Source organism: Paralcaligenes ginsengisoli (assembly GCF_054781135.1).
This window is the reverse complement of sequence record NZ_BAAGUZ010000025.1, coordinates 1-17,575: the sequence shown is the minus strand read 5'-3', so window position 1 is coordinate 17,575 and position 17,575 is coordinate 1. Positions and strand designations below refer to the sequence as shown.

General features: G+C 56.3%; 18 protein-coding genes and 1 other RNA gene. 12 read left to right on the top strand and 7 right to left on the bottom strand.

The features are described 5' to 3' along the window. Complete coding sequence (gene ybgC / locus ACYVIS_RS12340; protein WP_232742679.1) at positions 1 to 426, bottom strand: tol-pal system-associated acyl-CoA thioesterase; 426 nt, start codon at positions 424 to 426, stop codon at positions 1 to 3. Positions 427 to 498: 72 nt separating this feature from the next. After that, positions 499 to 2,232, bottom strand: coding sequence for a proline--tRNA ligase (locus ACYVIS_RS12335; RefSeq protein WP_460874088.1), 1,734 nt, complete (start codon positions 2,230 to 2,232; stop codon positions 499 to 501). A gap of 66 nt (positions 2,233 to 2,298) precedes the next feature. On the opposite strand from ACYVIS_RS12335, the gene ACYVIS_RS12330 reads away from it, so the two are divergent. From ACYVIS_RS12330 to ACYVIS_RS12305, 6 genes are all read left to right on the top strand, one after another. After that, a complete protein-coding gene (locus ACYVIS_RS12330) occupies positions 2,299 to 2,865 on the top strand; it encodes an RNA pyrophosphohydrolase (protein WP_232742681.1) in 567 nt (188 codons plus the stop codon). After that, the gene (locus ACYVIS_RS12325) at positions 2,846 to 3,523 is read left to right on the top strand and encodes a response regulator (protein ID WP_232742682.1); all 678 of its coding nucleotides are present in this window, start codon (positions 2,846 to 2,848) and stop codon (positions 3,521 to 3,523) included. Before ACYVIS_RS12330 ends, ACYVIS_RS12325 begins: the two co-directional genes overlap by 20 nt. Before the next feature lie 3 nt (positions 3,524 to 3,526). Beyond that, on the top strand, positions 3,527 to 5,020 hold the full coding sequence (locus tag ACYVIS_RS12320) for a sensor histidine kinase (RefSeq protein WP_460874087.1): 1,494 nt from the start codon (positions 3,527 to 3,529) through the stop codon (positions 5,018 to 5,020). Positions 5,021 to 5,263: 243 nt separating this feature from the next. Continuing rightward, on the top strand, positions 5,264 to 5,677 hold the full coding sequence (locus tag ACYVIS_RS12315) for a tripartite tricarboxylate transporter TctB family protein (RefSeq protein ID WP_232744779.1): 414 nt from the start codon (positions 5,264 to 5,266) through the stop codon (positions 5,675 to 5,677). Positions 5,678 to 5,680: 3 nt separating this feature from the next. After that, complete coding sequence (locus ACYVIS_RS12310) at positions 5,681 to 7,216, top strand: tripartite tricarboxylate transporter permease (RefSeq protein WP_460874086.1); 1,536 nt, start codon at positions 5,681 to 5,683, stop codon at positions 7,214 to 7,216. A 1,182-nt stretch (positions 7,217 to 8,398) separates the two neighbouring features. After that, positions 8,399 to 8,779 (top strand): hypothetical protein, encoded by a 381-nt coding sequence (locus ACYVIS_RS12305; RefSeq protein WP_232742685.1) that lies wholly within the window; start codon positions 8,399 to 8,401, stop codon positions 8,777 to 8,779. 100 nt (positions 8,780 to 8,879) lie between these two features. Here ACYVIS_RS12305 and ACYVIS_RS12300 read toward each other — a convergent pair whose 3' ends face one another. From ACYVIS_RS12300 to ACYVIS_RS12290, 3 genes are all read right to left on the bottom strand, one after another. Next, complete coding sequence (locus ACYVIS_RS12300) at positions 8,880 to 9,785, bottom strand: NAD(P)-dependent oxidoreductase (RefSeq protein WP_232742686.1); 906 nt, start codon at positions 9,783 to 9,785, stop codon at positions 8,880 to 8,882. Between the two features lie 119 nt (positions 9,786 to 9,904). Then, positions 9,905 to 11,410 (bottom strand): tripartite tricarboxylate transporter permease, encoded by a 1,506-nt coding sequence (locus ACYVIS_RS12295; RefSeq protein ID WP_232742687.1) that lies wholly within the window; start codon positions 11,408 to 11,410, stop codon positions 9,905 to 9,907. A gap of 13 nt (positions 11,411 to 11,423) precedes the next feature. After that, positions 11,424 to 11,885 carry a tripartite tricarboxylate transporter TctB family protein gene (locus ACYVIS_RS12290; RefSeq protein ID WP_232742688.1) on the bottom strand — a complete coding sequence of 154 codons (462 nt, stop codon included), beginning with the start codon at positions 11,883 to 11,885 and terminating at the stop codon, positions 11,424 to 11,426. 528 nt (positions 11,886 to 12,413) lie between these two features. Here ACYVIS_RS12290 and ACYVIS_RS12285 point away from each other — a divergent pair. The 4 genes from ACYVIS_RS12285 (at position 12,414) to ACYVIS_RS12270 (ending at position 14,153) form a co-directional block, all read left to right on the top strand. Continuing rightward, the gene (locus ACYVIS_RS12285; RefSeq protein WP_232742689.1) at positions 12,414 to 12,824 is read left to right on the top strand and encodes a cell division protein ZapB; all 411 of its coding nucleotides are present in this window, start codon (positions 12,414 to 12,416) and stop codon (positions 12,822 to 12,824) included. After that, positions 12,824 to 13,135, top strand: a complete 312-nt coding sequence (locus ACYVIS_RS12280; protein ID WP_232742690.1) for a cell division protein ZapA — start codon at positions 12,824 to 12,826, stop codon at positions 13,133 to 13,135. Before ACYVIS_RS12285 ends, ACYVIS_RS12280 begins: the two co-directional genes overlap by 1 nt. Positions 13,136 to 13,181: 46 nt before the next feature. Then, a non-coding RNA gene (gene ssrS, locus ACYVIS_RS12275) (6S RNA) lies at positions 13,182 to 13,364 on the top strand. A 48-nt stretch (positions 13,365 to 13,412) separates the two neighbouring features. Then, positions 13,413 to 14,153, top strand: a complete 741-nt coding sequence (locus ACYVIS_RS12270; protein ID WP_460874085.1) for an SIMPL domain-containing protein — start codon at positions 13,413 to 13,415, stop codon at positions 14,151 to 14,153. Here ACYVIS_RS12270 and lgt read toward each other — a convergent pair. After that, positions 14,104 to 14,901 (bottom strand): prolipoprotein diacylglyceryl transferase, encoded by a 798-nt coding sequence (lgt, locus tag ACYVIS_RS12265; RefSeq protein WP_232742692.1) that lies wholly within the window; start codon positions 14,899 to 14,901, stop codon positions 14,104 to 14,106. The two genes, ACYVIS_RS12270 and lgt, sit on opposite strands and share 50 nt — an antisense overlap. Positions 14,902 to 15,017: 116 nt before the next feature. Here lgt and ACYVIS_RS12260 point away from each other — a divergent pair, with 116 nt between their 5' ends. Beyond that, positions 15,018 to 15,362: a c-type cytochrome gene (locus ACYVIS_RS12260; protein ID WP_460874084.1), complete on the top strand. Its 345-nt coding sequence runs from the start codon at positions 15,018 to 15,020 to the stop codon at positions 15,360 to 15,362. Between the two features lie 34 nt (positions 15,363 to 15,396). Here the strand turns inward: ACYVIS_RS12260 and hppD are convergent, their stop codons facing one another. Then, the gene (gene hppD, locus ACYVIS_RS12255) at positions 15,397 to 16,509 is read right to left on the bottom strand and encodes a 4-hydroxyphenylpyruvate dioxygenase (RefSeq protein WP_232742694.1); all 1,113 of its coding nucleotides are present in this window, start codon (positions 16,507 to 16,509) and stop codon (positions 15,397 to 15,399) included. 220 nt (positions 16,510 to 16,729) lie between these two features. Between hppD and ACYVIS_RS12250 the strand changes: the two genes are divergently transcribed. After that, positions 16,730 to 17,206 (top strand): Lrp/AsnC family transcriptional regulator, encoded by a 477-nt coding sequence (locus ACYVIS_RS12250; protein ID WP_232742695.1) that lies wholly within the window; start codon positions 16,730 to 16,732, stop codon positions 17,204 to 17,206. Positions 17,207 to 17,575: the final 369 nt, after the last annotated feature.

Sequence of the window (17,575 nt, the reverse complement as noted above, 5' to 3'; positions counted from 1 at the left end):
TTATTCCTGAACCTTTTCCAGAAGAGTTCTAAGTTCTTTAGTTAATGCGGCAGGGCGAAACGTATTCGTGTCCACGCAGCAGACTTGGATGGTACTTTCGCACAGCAGTTCCCCGCCGCACTCGGCATATTGCCGAAAATTGATCGAGGCGGGGCCAAGGCGAGTGATTTTACTGTGTACCGTGAGTAAATCGTCGAGTCGGGCTGGTTTGCGATATTGTATTTCAACTGTTTTGACCACGAACATTCGATGTTCGCGTTTGGCCAGTTCGGACTGGTCCACCCCCAGGCGGCGTAGCCATTCGGTGCGGCCTCTTTCGAGAAATTTTAGATAATTCGCGTAAAACACCACGCCCCCGGCGTCGGTGTCTTCGTAATATACGCGAATCTGCAGAGTAGAAAATTTATCAGGTGTTTCAGTGGACATGAGAATGGTTAAGCGGTGTGACAGCCACGGCTTCGCCCCAGCGAAGCCGGCCGGCAATCGCCGGGTGGCCCGTCAAAGTGATTTTAAACGCTCGATGCAAGATTCCAGGGCGTCGCCGACCGGCACCTTGGCGGCGGTGTCGTCGCATCGCGCCTGAATCTCGACCAAGCCTTCTTTCAGTCCGCGGTCGCCGATCGTGATGCGTAAAGGCACACCGATGAGCTCCCATTCGGCAAACATGACTCCGGGGCGTATGTCCCGGTCGTCGAGTATGGTTTCCACGCCGGCGGCCAGCAGATCGCGGTACAGGGTGTCGGCGGCGTTGCGAACTGTTTCACTTTTATGCCAGCCCATCGGGCAGATGACAGCTTCGAAAGGGGCAATGGCTCTGGGCCAGACTATGCCTTTTTCGTCGTGGCTCTGTTCGATTGCCGCCGCCGCAATCCGGCTGATGCCGATTCCATAGCAGCCCATTTGCAACAGTGTCGGCTTGCCGTCGGTGTCGAGGAAAGTGGCGTCCAGGGCTTTTGAATATTTGTCGCCCAGAAAAAACACATGGCCCACTTCGATGCCTCGTTGAATAGCCAGATGCCCGCCTTGCGGATCCGGATCGCCGGCGACCACGTTGCGCAGGTCGGCAATTTCGGGTTCGGGCAAATCGCGGCCCCAGTTGACGCCCGTATAGTGAAAACCTTCGCGATTGGCGCCGCAAATGAAATTGCTCATGTTGGCAACCGTGCTGTCGGCAATGATGGCAACGGGTTTTAAAGGCTTGAGCGGTCCGAGGTATCCGGGCACGCAGCCGAAGGTATCGAGAATTTCATTTTCCGACGCAAAGCGGAAGCCGTTTTCAAACCCCGCCAGCTTGCCCGCCTTGATTTCGTTCAGTTCGTGGTCGCCACGCAGCAGCAGGAGCCATATTGTTGCATCACCCTTACCGTCGGCCGCCTCGGTCGCCAGCACGATCGACTTTACCGTATCGGTAAGCGGGCGTTGAAGCTGCCGGGCCACGATTTCGCACTTGGCCGCATCCGGGGTAGGGGCCTGGACCAGCGTTTCGGTGGCTGTGCCGCGTTTGGCGATCAGGCTGGGGGCTGCCGCCAGTTCGATATTCGCCGCATACTGGGAATCGGGGTTATAGACGATCAGGTCTTCGCCGGTATCGGCGATAACCTGGAATTCGTGACTGCGCGAGCCGCCTATCGACCCTGTGTCGGCCGCCACGGCTCGGAATTCCAGGCCCAGGCGCGTGAAAATCTGCATGTACGCCTGGTACATGGCGTCGTAGCTGGATTGTGCCGAAGCCTCGTCCCGATCGAACGAATAGGCGTCTTTCATGGTGAATTCGCGCCCCCGCATCAAGCCGAATCGGGGGCGGCGTTCGTCGCGGAATTTGGTCTGGATATGATAGAAATTGACCGGTAACTGGCGCCAGCTGTGGATTTCGTTGCGGGCGATGTCGGTAATGACTTCTTCCGATGTCGGCTGCAAGACGAAATCGCGCTGATGGCGATCCTTGATGCGCAGAAGCTCGGCGCCATACTGTTCCCAGCGCCCCGATTCCACCCAGAGCTCGGCCGGCTGGACGACGGGCATGAGTAGTTCGATGGCTCCGGCGTTGTTCATTTCGTCGCGCACGATGCCTTCTATCTTGCGCAGGACCCGCAGGCCCAGAGGCATATAGGTATAGATGCCGCCCGCTACTTTGCGGATCATGCCCGCCCGGGTCATGAGTTGATGGCTGACGACTTCGGTTTCGGCAGGAGCTTCTTTGAGTGTATTAATGTGATACTTGGATGCGCGCATGGTGGGGATCTCGACAGATACGTATAATCAGGCGTAATTGTATTGAATTCGCTTTTGGGGTGGCCTATGTTAGACCGTGAAGGCTACCGTCCTAATGTCGGCATTATCCTCGTAAACCAAAAAAACGAGGTTTTCTGGGGTAAACGTATTCGTGAACATGCATGGCAGTTTCCGCAAGGAGGCATCAAATATGGCGAGAGTCCCGTTCAAGCCATGTACCGAGAGCTTCACGAGGAAGTGGGCCTGCAGCCCGAACATGTTCGGATATTAGGGCGTACGCGTGATTGGCTGCGTTACAACGTGCCGAGCAATTTTGTTCGGCGCGATTCTCGCGGCCACTATAAGGGGCAAAAACAGATCTGGTTTTTGTTGAGAATGGTCGGGCGCGACACCGATGTGAGTCTGCGTGCCAGCCATCATCCGGAGTTCGACGCCTGGCGTTGGAGTCAATACTGGGTGCCGCTCGAGGCGGTCATCGAGTTTAAACGAGAGGTATATACGTTAGCTTTGAACGAATTGGCGGTAATCTTGTTCAAACGTGGGCAGGACACCCGTTTTCTGCGTCAGCGGACCCACGGCCAACGCAATCCGGATCTTAACAATCACAAGGATCATGCGCATACTGCTGGTTGAAGACGAGCGCGAAATGGCATCGTGGCTCGAGCGGGCTCTTGCGCAGAGCGGCTTTGTGCCGGACCATGCCGCCGATGCCCGTACCGCCGAACAGAAGCTTGCCGAGACGGAATACGACGCCGTTGTGATGGACTTGCGCCTGCCCGACAAGCATGGGCTGGTTTTGTTGCGCGAGCTGCGTGCCAGCGGCGATGTGACGCCGGTGTTGATCCTGACGGCCCAAGGAGCTTTGCATGATCGAGTGCGGGGCTTGAATCTGGGCGCGGACGATTTTTTAACCAAACCGTTTGCGCTGGAAGAACTCGAGGCACGCCTTACCGCCCTGGTGCGTCGCAGCCGCGGCCGGCCGGTCCCGCGGCTGCAGTGCGGGGCGCTCGAGTACGATAATGAAAGCCGTTCTTTTTCTCTGGATGGCGCGATCGTCCACCTTACCCCCCGCGAGCATGCGGCCTTGGGGGCGCTGATGCTGCGAGCGGGGGTGCCGGTCGAAAAAAACCAGTTGTTCAGCAAAGTGTTCGAGCACGAAAGCGATGCCAGTCCGGATGCCATCGAGGTGGTTCTGCACCGTTTGCGGAAAAAACTGGCGGGCAGCGACGTGCGTATCGTCACGGTGCGCGGCCTGGGCTATATGCTTGAAAGCATTCAGGGCAGCTTGTAACCCATGGCGTGGATAAAGCGTAAAACCTTGGGCAGCATTCGTTTTTGGTTGCTGGTGCTTTTGATTCCGGGCGTGGTCACCCTGCTGCTTATTGATAGCTGGAACGACTACAGATCGCTGACCGATATTACCGAGCAGGTCTACGACAGTGCTTTGCTCGAACCGGCCAAAGTGCTGGAAACCAGTGTTGAATTCAATACGGACGGAACTTTGCGCATTGATCCGCCATTTTATGCGCAGGTCATGCTGGAGTCGCGGGCCGGGAGCCGGAAGTACTTTCGAGTCGAAGAAGTGACCCCGGGCGTACTCAGTCTTGCGGGAACCAATGCCCAGCAGTCCGAAGGCAGAACCCTACTGGGCATGCAGGGCCTGCCGCGTCCGGCCAATCTGGCCGATAACGAAGGCTTGCCGGTGTTTTACGATGCCAGTTATCGCGGCGATGCGGTGCGCATGGTGGCCTTGTGGCGCGATCTTCACTATCACGGGGTACACCGGCAGATTATTGTGCTGGTTGGCGAAAGCATGAGTGTGCGTTTGCGCACCGAGCACGAAGCCGGGATCGCCGCCTTGTTCCGCGACGGGCGCATGATGCTGATTGTTGTCCTGTTGGTATGGTTCAGCGTGGAATGGGCGTTGCGCCCGCTCAAGCGCCTGCGGCACGAGGTCAGGGCGCGCAGGGTCGATAACTTGATGCCGCTGGATGCGGAGCACGTTCCCCGCGAGGTTGTGCCGCTGGTTAACGCGGTCAACCATCATATCGACCTGTATCGCGGCATTCTGGACAAGCAGGCGCAATTTCTGGCCGACGCATCGCATCAGTTGCGCACTCCGCTGGCCATCATGCTGACGCAGGCGCAATACGCACGACGCGAACCGGATATCGTCAGGCTGCGCGAATCCTTGTCGGCCATCGTCATGCAATTGGGCCGCATGACTCGCCTGACCGAGCAACTGCTGTCCCTGGCGCATGCGAACCGGCAAGGTGGCGCGCGCCAGGAAAAAGTAGACCTGAACGTGCTTGCGCGAGATGTGGTTCTACAGTATTTGCCCTTGGCGCGAGAACAGAATCAGGACCTGGGCTGGGCCGAACCGGCCGAGGTTCTTCCCTTGGTCTCGCCGTCTCAAGTGTGGGCATTGGGCAGCGAAGCGGAAATCCATGAGTCCCTGGCCAACCTGGTCCACAACGCCATTAATCATGCGGGGCGAGACTGCACGATAACGGTTGAGGTCGGCATCGATGAAAATTGGGCGTGGGCGTCGGTGTCCGACAATGGCCATGGGCTCGATCCGCTGCTGCGCGAGAGTGTTTTCATGCGATTCGAGCGTGGCAATACGCAAAGACAGGGGCCCAGGGGCTCCGGCTCCGGCCTGGGCCTGGCCATCTCCCTGGCCTATGCCGAACGCAATGGCGGTACCGTGGTCTTGAAGGACGGTGAGCCAGGGATCGATGGCGGGGTCGGTTTGTGCGCGGTGTTGAAAATCCCGCGATTCAGATAACGGTTCCCTGGACATGGCGAGCATTTTCCGGGTTAGTTCTTTTCAAACTCGTGCTTGGTATTTTGTCTTAGGGATAAACCCTAGAATTCAGCTTTCTGTAAAGAGCACTCCTTCATACTTTTGAGACTGTCCTTAGAGTGACTTTCTATTCCCTTAGTCACTGATATTTCGGCAGAATTTCGCATAGGAGTTGTTTCAGTGTTCAAGGGCAATATCAATAAGGATTATTACGGCGGGGCCCTAATGGTGGTGTTAGGGCTCGGTGCCATACTAGAGGGAACGAGCTACCAGATCGGTTCGTTAAGCCATATGGGGCCGGGTTTTTTCCCTGCCGCCGTGGGTGGCTTGATGGCGCTCATGGGGGTGCTGATTGCAGTTGGGGGGCGGGGACACCATAACGTTGCCGGTCCTCATGACCTGCCTCCCGAATGGCGAGGCTGGTTTTGTATTCTGGGCGGGATTGCGGCGTTTATTGTATTGGGTGAATACACGGGCCTGCTGCCCGCCACGTTCGCTGTCGTGTTTATCTCTGCTTTGGGTGATAGAAAGAACACGATCAAGGCTGCCGTCATTCTGTCTCTTTCCATGTGCGTCGTGGCCATTGTCATTTTTTGGTGGGCGCTGCAGTTACAGTTTCCGCTGTTGCATTGGGGTTGAATCATGATAATGAAATCATTGCTTGACCTCTGGTATGGGTTCGGTGTTGCGTTTGAACTGCATAATCTGATGTGGTCTGTTTTCGGCGTCGTAGTCGGAAATCTGATTGGAGTTCTGCCAGGCCTGGGAGCCTTGTCCGCCATATCCATCTTGTTGCCCCTCACCTACGTTATGCATCCGGTGCCTGCCATCTTGATGTTGGCCGGGATTTTTTACGGTTCCATGTATGGTGGGGCGATCGGTGCGATTCTGTTGAATCTGCCATGCCATCCACCCCATGCCGTGACATGCCTGGATGGTTACCCGATGACCAAGAATGGAAAAGGCGGTACCGCTCTTGGCATCACGATGATCGCGTCGTTTTTCGCGGCATCCGTGGGTATTCTGGTCATGGTGTTTTTCTCACCGCTCCTGGTTGAAGTGGCGTTTAAATTCGGGCCCGCCGAAATATTCTCCATTATGCTGCTGGGCTTGCTGGCCGGCTCCACCATGTCCAAGGGGTCGCCCATCAAAGGGGTGGCCATGACACTGTTCGGCCTGCTGATTGGCGTAGCCGGCACGGACGTCAACACCGGCACGATGCGCTTCACCTTTGGCATGCTGAGCCTGGAGGATGGCGTCGATCTGGTTGCCATTGCCATGGGCTTGTTCGGTGTTGCCGAGTTTCTATTGAGCGTCAATCGCATGTCGATCGTCGGCAGCGGCATGAAGATGAGCTTGCGCGATATGCGCCCATCCATGGCGGAATTGAAGCAATCCTTCTTCCCATTGGTGCGCGGCACGCTGGTTGGCGTACTGTTTGGGGCCTTGCCGGGTACTGGACCGACCATTACGACTTTTGTCGCCTATGCCCTGGAACGCAAGATATCCAAGCATCCCGAGCGTTTCGGCCATGGTGCGATTGAAGGTGTTGCCTCGCCGGAAGCCGCTTCCCACTCGAAAACACAGGTCGATTTCATTCCTACCATGACCCTGGGCATTCCAGGCGATGCGGTGATGGCCTTGATTCTGGGCGCTTTGCTGATACAAGGCATACAGCCAGGGCCGCAGCTGATCATTTCGCACCCGGATATTTTCTGGGGCCTGATCGCCAGCTTCTGGGTCGGCAACTTGTTGTTGCTGGTGCTGAATGTTCCCTTGATCGGTTTCTGGGTCAAGCTGCTGCAGGTACCTTATAAGTATTTGTTTCCCTCGGCCTTGTTCTTCATAGCTGTAGGCTGCTTCAGTACTCAAAACAGTCTGTTCCAGGTTGGCGAGGTGCTGGTCTTCGGTATTATTGGCGCCATTCTCATCTATCTGGATTTTTCGGTCGCCCCGATTCTGCTGGGGTTTGTGTTGGGTCCCATGGTTGAAGAAAATTTCCGGCGCGCGTTGTTGTTGTCGCGCGGCGATATATTCGTCTTCGTGGAGCGTCCGATCAGTGCCTGGTTTGTGGGTGCCTCGGCGCTGCTGATACTGCTGCAGGTGATTTCTTTCCTGCGAAAGAAGCGAAGTAAGCCTGAGCTTCCCAAGGTTGAGGAAACGGTCTTTGCCGATTAAATGACGGATCTTTGGCAAGCGCTTGCTTGCCGGAAAAATAGCCCCGGGCTTTTTGTCCGGGGTTTTTTTTGATGCACAGGGCATGTTCGACAGTGGCCCACGTGTCCGGTGCAATACATAATGGTCTGGATGGCGAGGGTGCTCACAAGGGCATCCCTTGTACACATTTAGCGCATTTTTGGTTCGAGTGGTTTACGGGATTCGATGGGTGGAGGATAGGTCTTTAAAGACGCCGTCTATCGGGGCTTGGGGTCAGGACCGGCACGGCGTGCTTGATCCGGATCTACCTCGTCCAGGCGGGCGTCGGGCCAAACTCGCTACGCCGCTGGCGCGGCTGCGCTCAAACATGGCCCGCCGAAAGCCCCCGCCTTCCCTACGGTAGCATCCGGCGCACGCCTTACGCCGGTCCTGACCCCAAGCCCCGATAGACGGCTCGCGTTAGGGCTTGCCTGGAATCAACTTGCTTGCATCTACCGTTATGGGCCTGTACCCCTAGAACAGGTAACGTGCCAGCACTTATGCCTCTATCACATGGCCACTACATCACGATGTGCCAAACCCTGGATTTACTATGCGCCCGACGCCTCACCGTAGCTGTGATTGGCTCAACGCGGCTTCCCCAACGGATACCTCGATGCATTACCTCAACGCAAGCCGCAGGGTGGGCGGTGCTGTGTAGTCCGGCGGTAGTCCAGCGCCGGGTGCTGACGAAGGGAAGGCGGGGGCCTTCGGCGGGCGCTGTCTGAGCCCGGCCTCGCGAGGCCGGGCGAGTTCGCCCGACGCCCGCCTGGACGAGGCAGACCCGGGCAGTCGGGGTGCGTAGCACCACGACCGCTGGACGTGCCGGGCTACACAGCACCGCCCACCCTGCGGCGTCTTTATAGAAAGCACCGCCGCCTACACAGCAACGCACAGCCCAAAGTCACTACCCAAGCCAAAAAACGGCTCAAAAACAAAGTCACTGAAACACGTTCAGTGCTGTAAACACTCGAATCGAAAATGCGCTAGCACATGCTTTCGACCATAAAAAAATACCCAAAGAATTTTTGAAAACACCAGATTTATTTTTCTGCGTGGTTATTCCGCGACGACATTGATCAGCCTAAAGAAACTTACGATTCTCTGAATGTTTTGCTGATATATTTTCAAAAATTAACCAACGGGGGCAAAATGAAACAAAGAATGTCGATCGCGATTATCCTGGCCAGCACTGTATTGGGTGGCTGTATTCCATTCTATTCAGGTTACAACGAATCGAGCATGTACGCGCCGGGAGGCGCCTTGGCGGACAAGGCAACGGGTTCGCCGGTTTTGGCTACGGCAACGGAATCCAGCATAAACACCATGTTCCCCAAGGGGACATCGAAAAGCGTCGTCTCGCAACGCTTAGGTGCTCCAATTTCATCGTCGACAAGCTCGAATGGAACGTCTTCGCAGGTGTATAGCTACTCATTCACAAGCTACCAGCGCAAGACGGTTCAGTCGCAGACAGTTGTCATGCAATATGACAAGGCCGATCTGCTTACAAAGGTAGATTTCAGCACCTCGACAAGCACCTGGTAAGTAAAATGGCCCTTTCTCCTGTTAAGGGAAAGGGCCGCCACCGCGACCATTTTTGTTCGCTTGGCCCGTGTGGGCCGTGAGGGAAGAAAATACGCTGGCCTTAGCCGCGAAGGCGCTTGATCAGGCTGGAAGTATCCCAGCGATTGCCGCCCATATGCTGTACGTCCGCGTAAAACTGATCGACCAGTGCGGTCACCGGTACTCTGGCGCCATTACGTTTGGCTTCGCTCAGCACCAGGCCCAGGTCTTTGCGCATCCAGTCCACGGCAAAACCGAAGTCGAACTTGTCGTCCACCATCGTGGTTCCGCGATTTTCCATCTGCCAGCTCTGGGCCGCGCCTTTGCTGATTACCTTCAGTGCCTTGTGCATGTCCAGCTTGGATGCCTGGCCAAACGCAATGGCTTCCGACAGCCCCTGTACCAGGCCCGCGATGCAAATCTGATTGACCATTTTGCAAAGTTGGCCCGCGCCGGATTCACCCAATAGCGTAACGGCTTGGGCATAGACGGCGGCAATGGGCTGGATTGTGTTGAAATGCGTTTCGTCGCCGCCGCACATGACGGTAAGGACGCCGTTTACGGCTCCCGCCTGGCCGCCCGAGACAGGGGCGTCGACAAAGCCAATGCCCTGTTGCTTGGCCGTTTGATACAGCTCGCGAGCGACTTCGGCGGAGGCGGTCGTGTGATCCACGAAAATCGTGCCTTTGCCCATGCCCGCCAGGGCGCCGTTTTCGCCCAGTACAACGCTGCGCAGGTCGTCATCGTTGCCTACGCAGCAGAACACGATGCTTGCGCCTTGCGCCGCTTCCTTTGGGGTCTTGGCGGCACGCCCGCCGAATTCCTTGGCCCATGCTTCCGCTTTGCCGAAAGTGCGGTTGTAGACCGTCACCTGATGTCCCGCCCGGCTCAAATGGCCGGCCATGGGAAAGCCCATAACGCCCAGCCCAAGAAAGGCTACGTTTAAAACGGGGGTGGGATTATAGGATTTGGCATTGATGGAAGGCATGGCAATTCTCCGGTGAGTTGGATGGGCAAGGCATAAGATTACCGCATTCGGCATCTCGTTTCGGGAGTGGATAAGAAAAGCGCCCCGCAGGGCGCTTTTCAAACTTGGGAGAAATGGATCTAGCCTTCTTCGACGAAGGTTTCTTCGCGTTTCTTCCTGATCGATGGCAGTGCCACGATGATTATCAGAATGGCTGACGCCAGCAACAGCGACATGGACAGCGGCCGGGTGACGAAAGTGGTGAAGTCACCGCGAGCCAGGAGCAGGGCCCTACGGAAGTTTTCCTCCATCATGGGGCCAAGCACCAGACCGAGCAGCAGTGGAGCGCCTTCGCATTTGAGCTTCGCCCAGATATAGCCGATCAGGCCGAAGGCTGCCGTCATCCAGATATCGAAGACGTTGTAGTTCAGTGAATACACACCGACCGTGCAGAACACCAGAATGGCAGGGAACAGTATGCGATACGGGACTTTAAGCAATTTTACCCATAGGCCCACCAGCGGGAGATTCAAAACGACCAGCATCAGGTTGCCGATCCACATCGAGACGATCAACCCCCAGAACAGGTCCGGGTGGCTGGTCATGACCTGCGGGCCAGGCTGGATATTGTGTATGGTCATGGCGCCGACCATGAGCGCCGTGACCGCATTGCCTGGAATTCCGAGCGTCAGCAGTGGGATGAACGAGGTTTGGGCAGCGGCGTTATTGGCCGATTCAGGGCCTGCCAGGCCGGCGGGATGGCCTTTGCCAAAGCGTTCCGGGTTCCTGGAGATTTTTTTCTCAAGAGTGTACGAAGCGAATGAAGACAATACTGCTCCGCCGCCAGGCAGGATGCCCAGAGCGGAACCCAGCATGGTGCCGCGCACGCTGGCGGGCCAGGCTTCCTTGAATTCCTGTTTGTTGGGGTAAAGTGATCCGACTTTGCCGGTAATGTCGACGCGCTGGTCTTTAAGTTCGAGGTTGGTCATGATCTCGGCGAAGCCGAATACGCCCATGGCGACCACGGCGAAATCGATGCCGTCCTGGAGTTCGGGAATGCCGAAGTCATAGCGGGCTACTCCGGAGTTCACATCGGTGCCGACCATGCCCAGCAGCAAGCCGAGCAGGATCATGCAGATGGCCTTGGGCAGGGAGCCCGAAGCCAGCACGACCGCGCCGATCAGGCCCAGGACCATGAGTGAGAAATATTCGGCTGGACCGAACTTGAATGCCACTTCGGCCAATGGCGGCGCGAAGGCGGCCAGCAGGACGGTAGCGAAGCAGCCGGCAAAGAATGAGCCCAGCGCAGCAATGGCCAGCGCGGCACCCGCCCGGCCGTTGCGTGCCATCTGGTGGCCGTCCAGCACAGTGACCACCGCCGAAGTTTCTCCCGGCAATGCCACCAGGATGGCGGTTGTGGAGCCGCCGTATTGGGCGCCATAGTAGATGCCCGCAAGCATGATCAGGCCGGCCACGGGCGGCAACACATAGGTAATCGGCAGCAGCATGGCAATGGTGGGAACCGGGCCTATGCCGGGCAGCACGCCGATCAGGGTGCCGAGCAGGCAGCCCAGCAGGCAATAAGCCACGTTTTCAAGTGTGAGGGCCACCGAAAAACCCAGCATCAGGTGATCGAGTAATTCCATAGTGATCTCTCCTTCAGTTGCTTAGAAAGCTGGGCCACAAGGGGAAGATCAAACCCAAGCCCTTGATGAATGCCAGCCAGACGAAAATCACCAGGAAGAACCCGTTGGCTACCGCAACTTTCCAGTTGAATTCGTGGCTGGCAAAGCTGCTGAGAAAAACCAGCAGAAAGACAGAAATGTAGACACCCAGGAAATTCAGCACGATTCCGCATAAGGCAACCGAGCCTATGACGACGAGGGCGATTCTCCAGTCGAATTTCTCGATTTCCGATTTTTCGGCCTTGGCTGCCAGGGCACTTACTGTTACCAGCGCACCAAGCACAGCCATGCAGATACCCAGCCAGAAGGGAAAGTAGCCGGGGCCCATTCGGGCTGCGGTGCCCATTGAATAACTTGTCGCACCCAGGGCAAACCCCGCACCCAGGGCGACAAACATAATTCCGGACCAGAAGTCCTGTTTATGTTTAAGCTGCATAGTGATCCTATCTCCGTGACAGCGTGGTGGAAATCACGCTTTAATCGCCCCTGAACGTTTAAGTTTGGTGTTAGGCAATTGAAAGGTGGCTTTAAAATAGTTGAAAGGTGGGCAATGGTAAAGGACTGGGCGTCCGCTGAAAACCCTGATTTCCCCTTGCTTGTTTGGGGTTTTCCCTAGAATTTGGCAAATTTGAATTATCTCGGCCTGGCCGCGGGTGTTGTCGATGCGAAATTGAAAGAATAATGAAAGGTGAAGGAAAGAGGGATGAAAGGATTCGCAGGGGCTGCCGGCTGCGATCGCTCAATATTTGCTCATCATTGTTCCGCTTGCGTTTCGGACGCCAACTGATTCTTTCGCCCGATCCGTGCGATACGGCTCATTTGTCGAGCGCCTGCGGCTATACTTGCGGTTTTGCCGTGCTGCTTATATTGCCGGCTTGTTGGATAGTAGAGTTGAGCCAATTCTCTTATTCGGATACGTATTGCCTCTTTCCACTATGAGGCAGGATGGTTTACGATAACGCCCATGTTGCAAGATCTAGATTCTCTCGCTGCCCGAATCGGGCAATTGGTTCAGGCCGCCCGCTTGATGCAGGCCGAGCGCGATACCTTGCGTGCACGGCTCAAAAGCCTGGAGCAGGAACGCAATGCCCTGCGCGATCAGCTTCAGCGCCGTGATGCCGATCATCAATCCATCGCCGATCGTCTCGATCAGCATCAGGCTGAAGTCGATGCATTGCGCACCCAGTCCGATGCGGCCCAGGCTGAATTGCGTGTCGAGGCGACACGTTATCAGGCCGAGTACGAAACGGTCAGGCACGATTTGCAAGTCAGCCAGGCTGATTCGCAGCGTCTGCGTGCCGCCGCCAACGTTGCCAGAGAACGCATCGACGCCGTTCTCATGCGCCTGCCCGGCGCTGCCCAGGAGCAAAGCTGATGGAGCGTGTCGACGTATCGATATTGGGGCGTGACTATTCATTGGCATGCTCGCCTGAAGAAAAGGACCCTTTATTGGGTGCTGTAAAGCTTGTCGACCAGCGCATGTTGCGCATCAAAGGTTCGGGCAAGGTATCCGGTAATGAGCGCATCGCGGTCATGGCCGCCATACAGATCGCCGGAGAGCTTTTATCCATGCGGGCTCCCGACGGCCCTTTAAGTAATCTTGCGCTTGGCGATTTCAAGCGTAGAATTGAAGACATGAACAGCATGATTGATCAGGTTCTGGTCGGGGCTGTTCCAGGCAAATGAAATAAAGATTTCGAACGGTCTTGTCCTGGCAAGACGGTTCAGCGGTTAGTCCCTGCAGTGTTCGTGACATGGCCATACATTCCTTGAACCAATGCTATTGGCATACAGGTTGCTGGATTGGCAAGTAGGTGTGATCTCCTTTTTAGGCGAACCCGAAGCTTGACTGAAAGCGACCACCTTGAACCCTCGGTTCCAGGATGCCGGCCTTGACGGCACATGCGGGGCAATTTTGAAAAGCTCGTCCATCGCGGCGGGCTTTTCATTTATGGAGATCCATATGTATCTGTCTAAAGAAAAACGTAAATGGCTGTTAGGTGCCTTGCTTGCTGGCGGAGCAAGCTTCCTGATCCTTCCCGCTCAGGCGCAAGAAGCCGCGTCAACGGCGCATTCCTTCCACGCGCAGTGGCCGCAGGCTTCACTGAGCGCCGAGGCTTCGGCACAGGTGGCGCAAGATACCGTCAAGATTACGCTTGCATCCGAACTCGATGGCGCGTCCCAGGCCAAAGTGGCCGATCAGCTCAGCATGACGCTGGCAAGCGTCATGCAGGAAGTCAGCGGCAAATCGAAGGTCAAGGCCAGCAGCGGCAACTTTCGCGTGTGGCCCATGAATAATGATCACGGCAAAATCAGCAGTTGGCATGGCCGGGGTGAAATATATCTGGAATCCACCGATCTGGCCGCCGCATCAGAACTGGCCGCCAAGGTAAGCGATCGCATGCCGATTGCCAATCTGGCATTTTCCGTGTCAGCGCAAGCCCGCGCCAAGCAGGAGCAGGCCTTGCTGGCACAGGCGGCGCAGGCCTTCCGCGAGCGTGCAAAAGCCTTGACCGAGGCCTTTGGCTTTGCTTCGTATACCGTGCGCAATGTCGATCTGAGCGGGGGCGGGGCGCATTACGCGCCTGCGCCTCGCATGATGGCCATGGCGGCCGACAAGGCTGCGGTCCCGCTTGAAGGCGGAACCGAGATGGTCACGGTTTCGGTGCGCGGTTCGATTTTTTTGCACTCAGCACAAAAATGATCGCGCCTGCGATGATCATGGGTATCGATAACAGTTGGCCCATCGACAGACCCTCGAACAGCAGGCCCAGGAAATAATCGGGTGCCCGGGTAAATTCCACCAGAAAGCGGAATGTGCCATAGCCCATCAGGAAAACAGCGCTGATCTGGCCGGCCGGCCTGGGTTTGCGGGCAAACCACCATACCAGGGCAAATAAGGCGAATCCCTCCAGGCCCATTTCGTAGAGTTGCGAGGGGTGGCGGGGGATGCCGTCATGGGTCTGCGGGAAAATCATGCCCCAGGGCATCGTTGTCGGGCGGCCCCATAATTCGCCGTTAATGAAATTTCCCAGTCGACCCGCGGCCAGGCCCAATGGGATCAGCGGCGCGACGAAGTCTCCGATTTCCAGCAGGGTCTTGTTTTTTTTGCGTGCAAATAAAAACAGCACCAATATCACGCCGAGCAAGCCGCCGTGAAACGACATGCCGCCCTGCCATAGATAGAAAATTTCCAGCGGATGGGCAAAATACTCGGATGGCTGGTAGAACAGTACATAGCCGAGACGCCCGCCTATGACTACCCCGAGTACGCTGTAGAAAATAATGTCTTCGAGGTCGCCCACGCTCAGGTCGGTTTTACCGTGATTGATGCGCCATCGCCCCAGTACCCAGGTCAGGCCGAATCCGAGCAGGTACATGAGTCCGTACCAGTGCACGGCGAGAGGGCCGATTTGCAGGGCAATAGGGTCGAACTGGGGATAATGGAGCATGGGCAAGCTTTCTTGGTTAGGATTAAATATCGTCGATAATACCCCGAGATGAAGCTTGGAAAGATGTAGTGCGAAAATCTTGTTTTATGTTTTTTCGTCGGGCTGGAATAGGATCTATGAATTTAAAGTTTTTTGGTGCATGGCTGGGCCTTGCAAGTCTTTTTTGTGCACTGCCGGCTACCGCGCAAACGACGGGGCTGGATCTGGCCCGGGCCAGTAATTGCCTGTCCTGCCATCAGGTGGACGGAAGGCGGGTCGGCCCGTCCTTTACCTTGGTGGCGCGGCGTTTTGCGGGACAGGCGGGGGCCGTGGACTATCTGGCTTCGACCATACGCAGCGGCGGCCGGGGGCGGTGGGGGGCTGTGCCCATGCCGGCACAGCCGCAGGTCAGTCCGGAGCAGGCCAAGGCGATTGCCGAATGGATATTGACGCTCGATCAGGCGCCGGCACCCAAGCCCTGAGCGCGGCGGAATTGCTGGCGGTTGCCTTCTCCGGTTATTCGACCGTTTTCAGGACGCCGCGACGCATCTGGTCAAGTTCGATCGATTCGAACAAGGCTTTGAAATTGCCTTCGCCGAACCCATCATTGCCTTTGCGCTGAATAATCTCGAAAAAGATGGGGCCGATTTGGTTTTCGGTGAAAATCTGCAGCAATAGGCCTCCACCCGGAGCACCATCCAGCAAGATCCGGTTTTTTTTCAGGCGCTCGACATTTTCTCCGTGTTCGGGCAAGCGGCGGTCAAGCAGTTCGTAATAGGTGTCGGGCGTACTTAGAAATTGCAGGCCCGATGCCCTTAGTTGTTCGACAGTGCTGTATATATCGGTGCTGGCCAGGGCGATATGCTGTATGCCTTCCCCGTGGTACAGATCGAGGTATTCCTGGATCTGGCCTTTTTCTTCGGTGCCTTCTTCGTTGATGGGAATGCGGATGTTGCCGCAAGGCGATGTCATCGCTTTGGATTTCACGCCGGTGATTTTGCCTTCGATGTCGAAATATCGGACTTCGCGGAAATTGAACAGGCGCTCGTAAAACTCGGCCCATTCGTCCATGCGCCCTTTGTGAACGTTGTGTGTCAGGTGATCGACGAGCGCCAGTCCAGCGCCCTTGTGGCTGACGTCGGCCTGGGCGGTAGAGGCGTCTATGGGTTCAAAATCGACGTCGTAAATGCTGATGTCGCCGATTCCGCCATGCCCTTTTTTGCCGTGCCAGCGATCGACCAGATAGATAAGCGAATCGCCTATACCCTTGATGGCTGGGATGTTGAGTTCCATGGGGCCGCTGCGCGAGTCAAAGCCCCAGGCTCCCAGTTCAAGCGCGCGTTTGTAGGCTTTGGCGGCATCGTCCACGCGAAATGCTATGGCGCAAATGGAGGGGCCGTGCAGCCTGGCGAAGCGCTGGGCAAAGGAGTCGGGCTCGGCATTGATGAGAAAGTTGGCATCGCCCTGGCGATAGAGCGTTACGTTTTTATTGCGATGACGGGCGATGGCTTTGAAGCCCAGCGTTTCGAATACCTTGCCCATGGCCACTGGGTCGGGGGCCGCATATTCAATAAATTCAAATCCCGCTGTGCCCATAGGGTTGTCCCAGGGCTGAAAACCGGTGTTCATGTCTGCGCTCCAAATAGTGTTGATTGAAATGGGCCGGGTTGTTCCAGGCGGTGAGCCTGGTTGAGATGCCTGCCTGGTCAAGATTGACGAGTGGTGTTGCGATACCCTCGGCCAAGTGGAGATTTTAAGAAAAAACCCGGAGCAGACGATTGCAAAAATGGCTTGAATATTGGCTTATTAAGCAATTTAATGTCGTAATAATATGTTTTTAGGGTTAGATATGGCTCAAAATTCTTTAGACAGGACAGACAGGCAAATTTTGATGGAATTGCAGCGCAATGGGCGGCTGAGTAACCAGGATTTGGCCGACCGCGTGGCCCTGTCCCCCAGCCCGTGCTTGAGAAGGGTGCGGCGTCTGGAGGAGGAGGGCTATATTCGAAATTATGTGGCGCTGGTGAACGCGGAGAAGGTTGGGTTGGGTTTGCTGGCGTATGTGTCGGTGCGGCTGAATAAAACGGCGCGGGCCAGTCATGCTCCTATGTCCGATTTCGCGCGCGATGTGCAGCTGTGGCCGGAAGTGGTGGAGTGCTATGCCATGACCGGCGATATGGATTATTTGTTGCGCGTGCAGGTCGAGGATCTGACGCAATTCTCGAAATTCGCCATGGATAAGCTGATGCAGCACCCCGCCGTGGTCGATATGCGTTCAAGTTTTACGTTGCAGCGTATTAAGGAAACTACCGAAATTGCTGTGTAGCCGGAGTGGTTTGTGGGCGGCCTTTGTGAACTGGCTTTAACTGGCTCTAACTGGCGCTTTGAGCGGCGCACGATTGCATTGTCGCTTTGGGATAGACCCTGCTCGTACATTACGAACGGCCTGCCGCAGTAAATGCCGCAGTAAAAAGAATAATCGCGGTGTCTGGAATGACTTGACCACTGAAGGGGGGATTTTGGACAAGGCCTTTCTCGAGCGGTACGTGGGGCGGTCGTTATGAATTGGCGCTGCTGAAGTTGGGCGGTTTATTGTGGCTGGCCGTGGGGCTGTTTTTTGTGGTGCCTGTTTGGGTTTCTTGAGGCGCGGGGGTGGCGGCCCAGGCGGGGTGGGGCTCGCCTCGTCCGGTCCTGG

Excerpts from the sequence above, each read along its gene's own strand:
- ACYVIS_RS12280 (WP_232742690.1), top strand. The coding sequence starts at position 12,824 with ATGGAGCGTGTCGACGTATCGATATTGGGGCGTGACTATTCATTGGCA.
- ACYVIS_RS12270 (WP_460874085.1), top strand. The coding sequence starts at position 13,413 with ATGTATCTGTCTAAAGAAAAACGTAAATGGCTGTTAGGTGCCTTGCTT.
- ACYVIS_RS12295 (WP_232742687.1), bottom strand. The coding sequence starts at position 11,410 with ATGGAATTACTCGATCACCTGATGCTGGGTTTTTCGGTGGCCCTCACA.
- ACYVIS_RS12300 (WP_232742686.1), bottom strand. The coding sequence starts at position 9,785 with ATGCCTTCCATCAATGCCAAATCCTATAATCCCACCCCCGTTTTAAAC.
- ACYVIS_RS12285 (WP_232742689.1), top strand. The coding sequence starts at position 12,414 with ATGTTGCAAGATCTAGATTCTCTCGCTGCCCGAATCGGGCAATTGGTT.
- ACYVIS_RS12320 (WP_460874087.1), top strand. The coding sequence starts at position 3,527 with ATGGCGTGGATAAAGCGTAAAACCTTGGGCAGCATTCGTTTTTGGTTG.
- lgt (WP_232742692.1), bottom strand. The coding sequence starts at position 14,901 with ATGCTCCATTATCCCCAGTTCGACCCTATTGCCCTGCAAATCGGCCCT.
- ACYVIS_RS12305 (WP_232742685.1), top strand. The coding sequence starts at position 8,399 with ATGTCGATCGCGATTATCCTGGCCAGCACTGTATTGGGTGGCTGTATT.
- ybgC (WP_232742679.1), bottom strand. The coding sequence starts at position 426 with ATGTCCACTGAAACACCTGATAAATTTTCTACTCTGCAGATTCGCGTA.
- ACYVIS_RS12290 (WP_232742688.1), bottom strand. The coding sequence starts at position 11,885 with ATGCAGCTTAAACATAAACAGGACTTCTGGTCCGGAATTATGTTTGTC.
- ACYVIS_RS12335 (WP_460874088.1), bottom strand. The coding sequence starts at position 2,232 with ATGCGCGCATCCAAGTATCACATTAATACACTCAAAGAAGCTCCTGCC.
- ACYVIS_RS12310 (WP_460874086.1), top strand. The coding sequence starts at position 5,681 with ATGATAATGAAATCATTGCTTGACCTCTGGTATGGGTTCGGTGTTGCG.
- ACYVIS_RS12260 (WP_460874084.1), top strand. The coding sequence starts at position 15,018 with ATGAATTTAAAGTTTTTTGGTGCATGGCTGGGCCTTGCAAGTCTTTTT.
- hppD (WP_232742694.1), bottom strand. The coding sequence starts at position 16,509 with ATGAACACCGGTTTTCAGCCCTGGGACAACCCTATGGGCACAGCGGGA.
- ACYVIS_RS12330 (WP_232742681.1), top strand. The coding sequence starts at position 2,299 with ATGTTAGACCGTGAAGGCTACCGTCCTAATGTCGGCATTATCCTCGTA.
- ACYVIS_RS12325 (WP_232742682.1), top strand. The coding sequence starts at position 2,846 with ATGCGCATACTGCTGGTTGAAGACGAGCGCGAAATGGCATCGTGGCTC.
- ACYVIS_RS12315 (WP_232744779.1), top strand. The coding sequence starts at position 5,264 with ATGGTGGTGTTAGGGCTCGGTGCCATACTAGAGGGAACGAGCTACCAG.
- ACYVIS_RS12250 (WP_232742695.1), top strand. The coding sequence starts at position 16,730 with ATGGCTCAAAATTCTTTAGACAGGACAGACAGGCAAATTTTGATGGAA.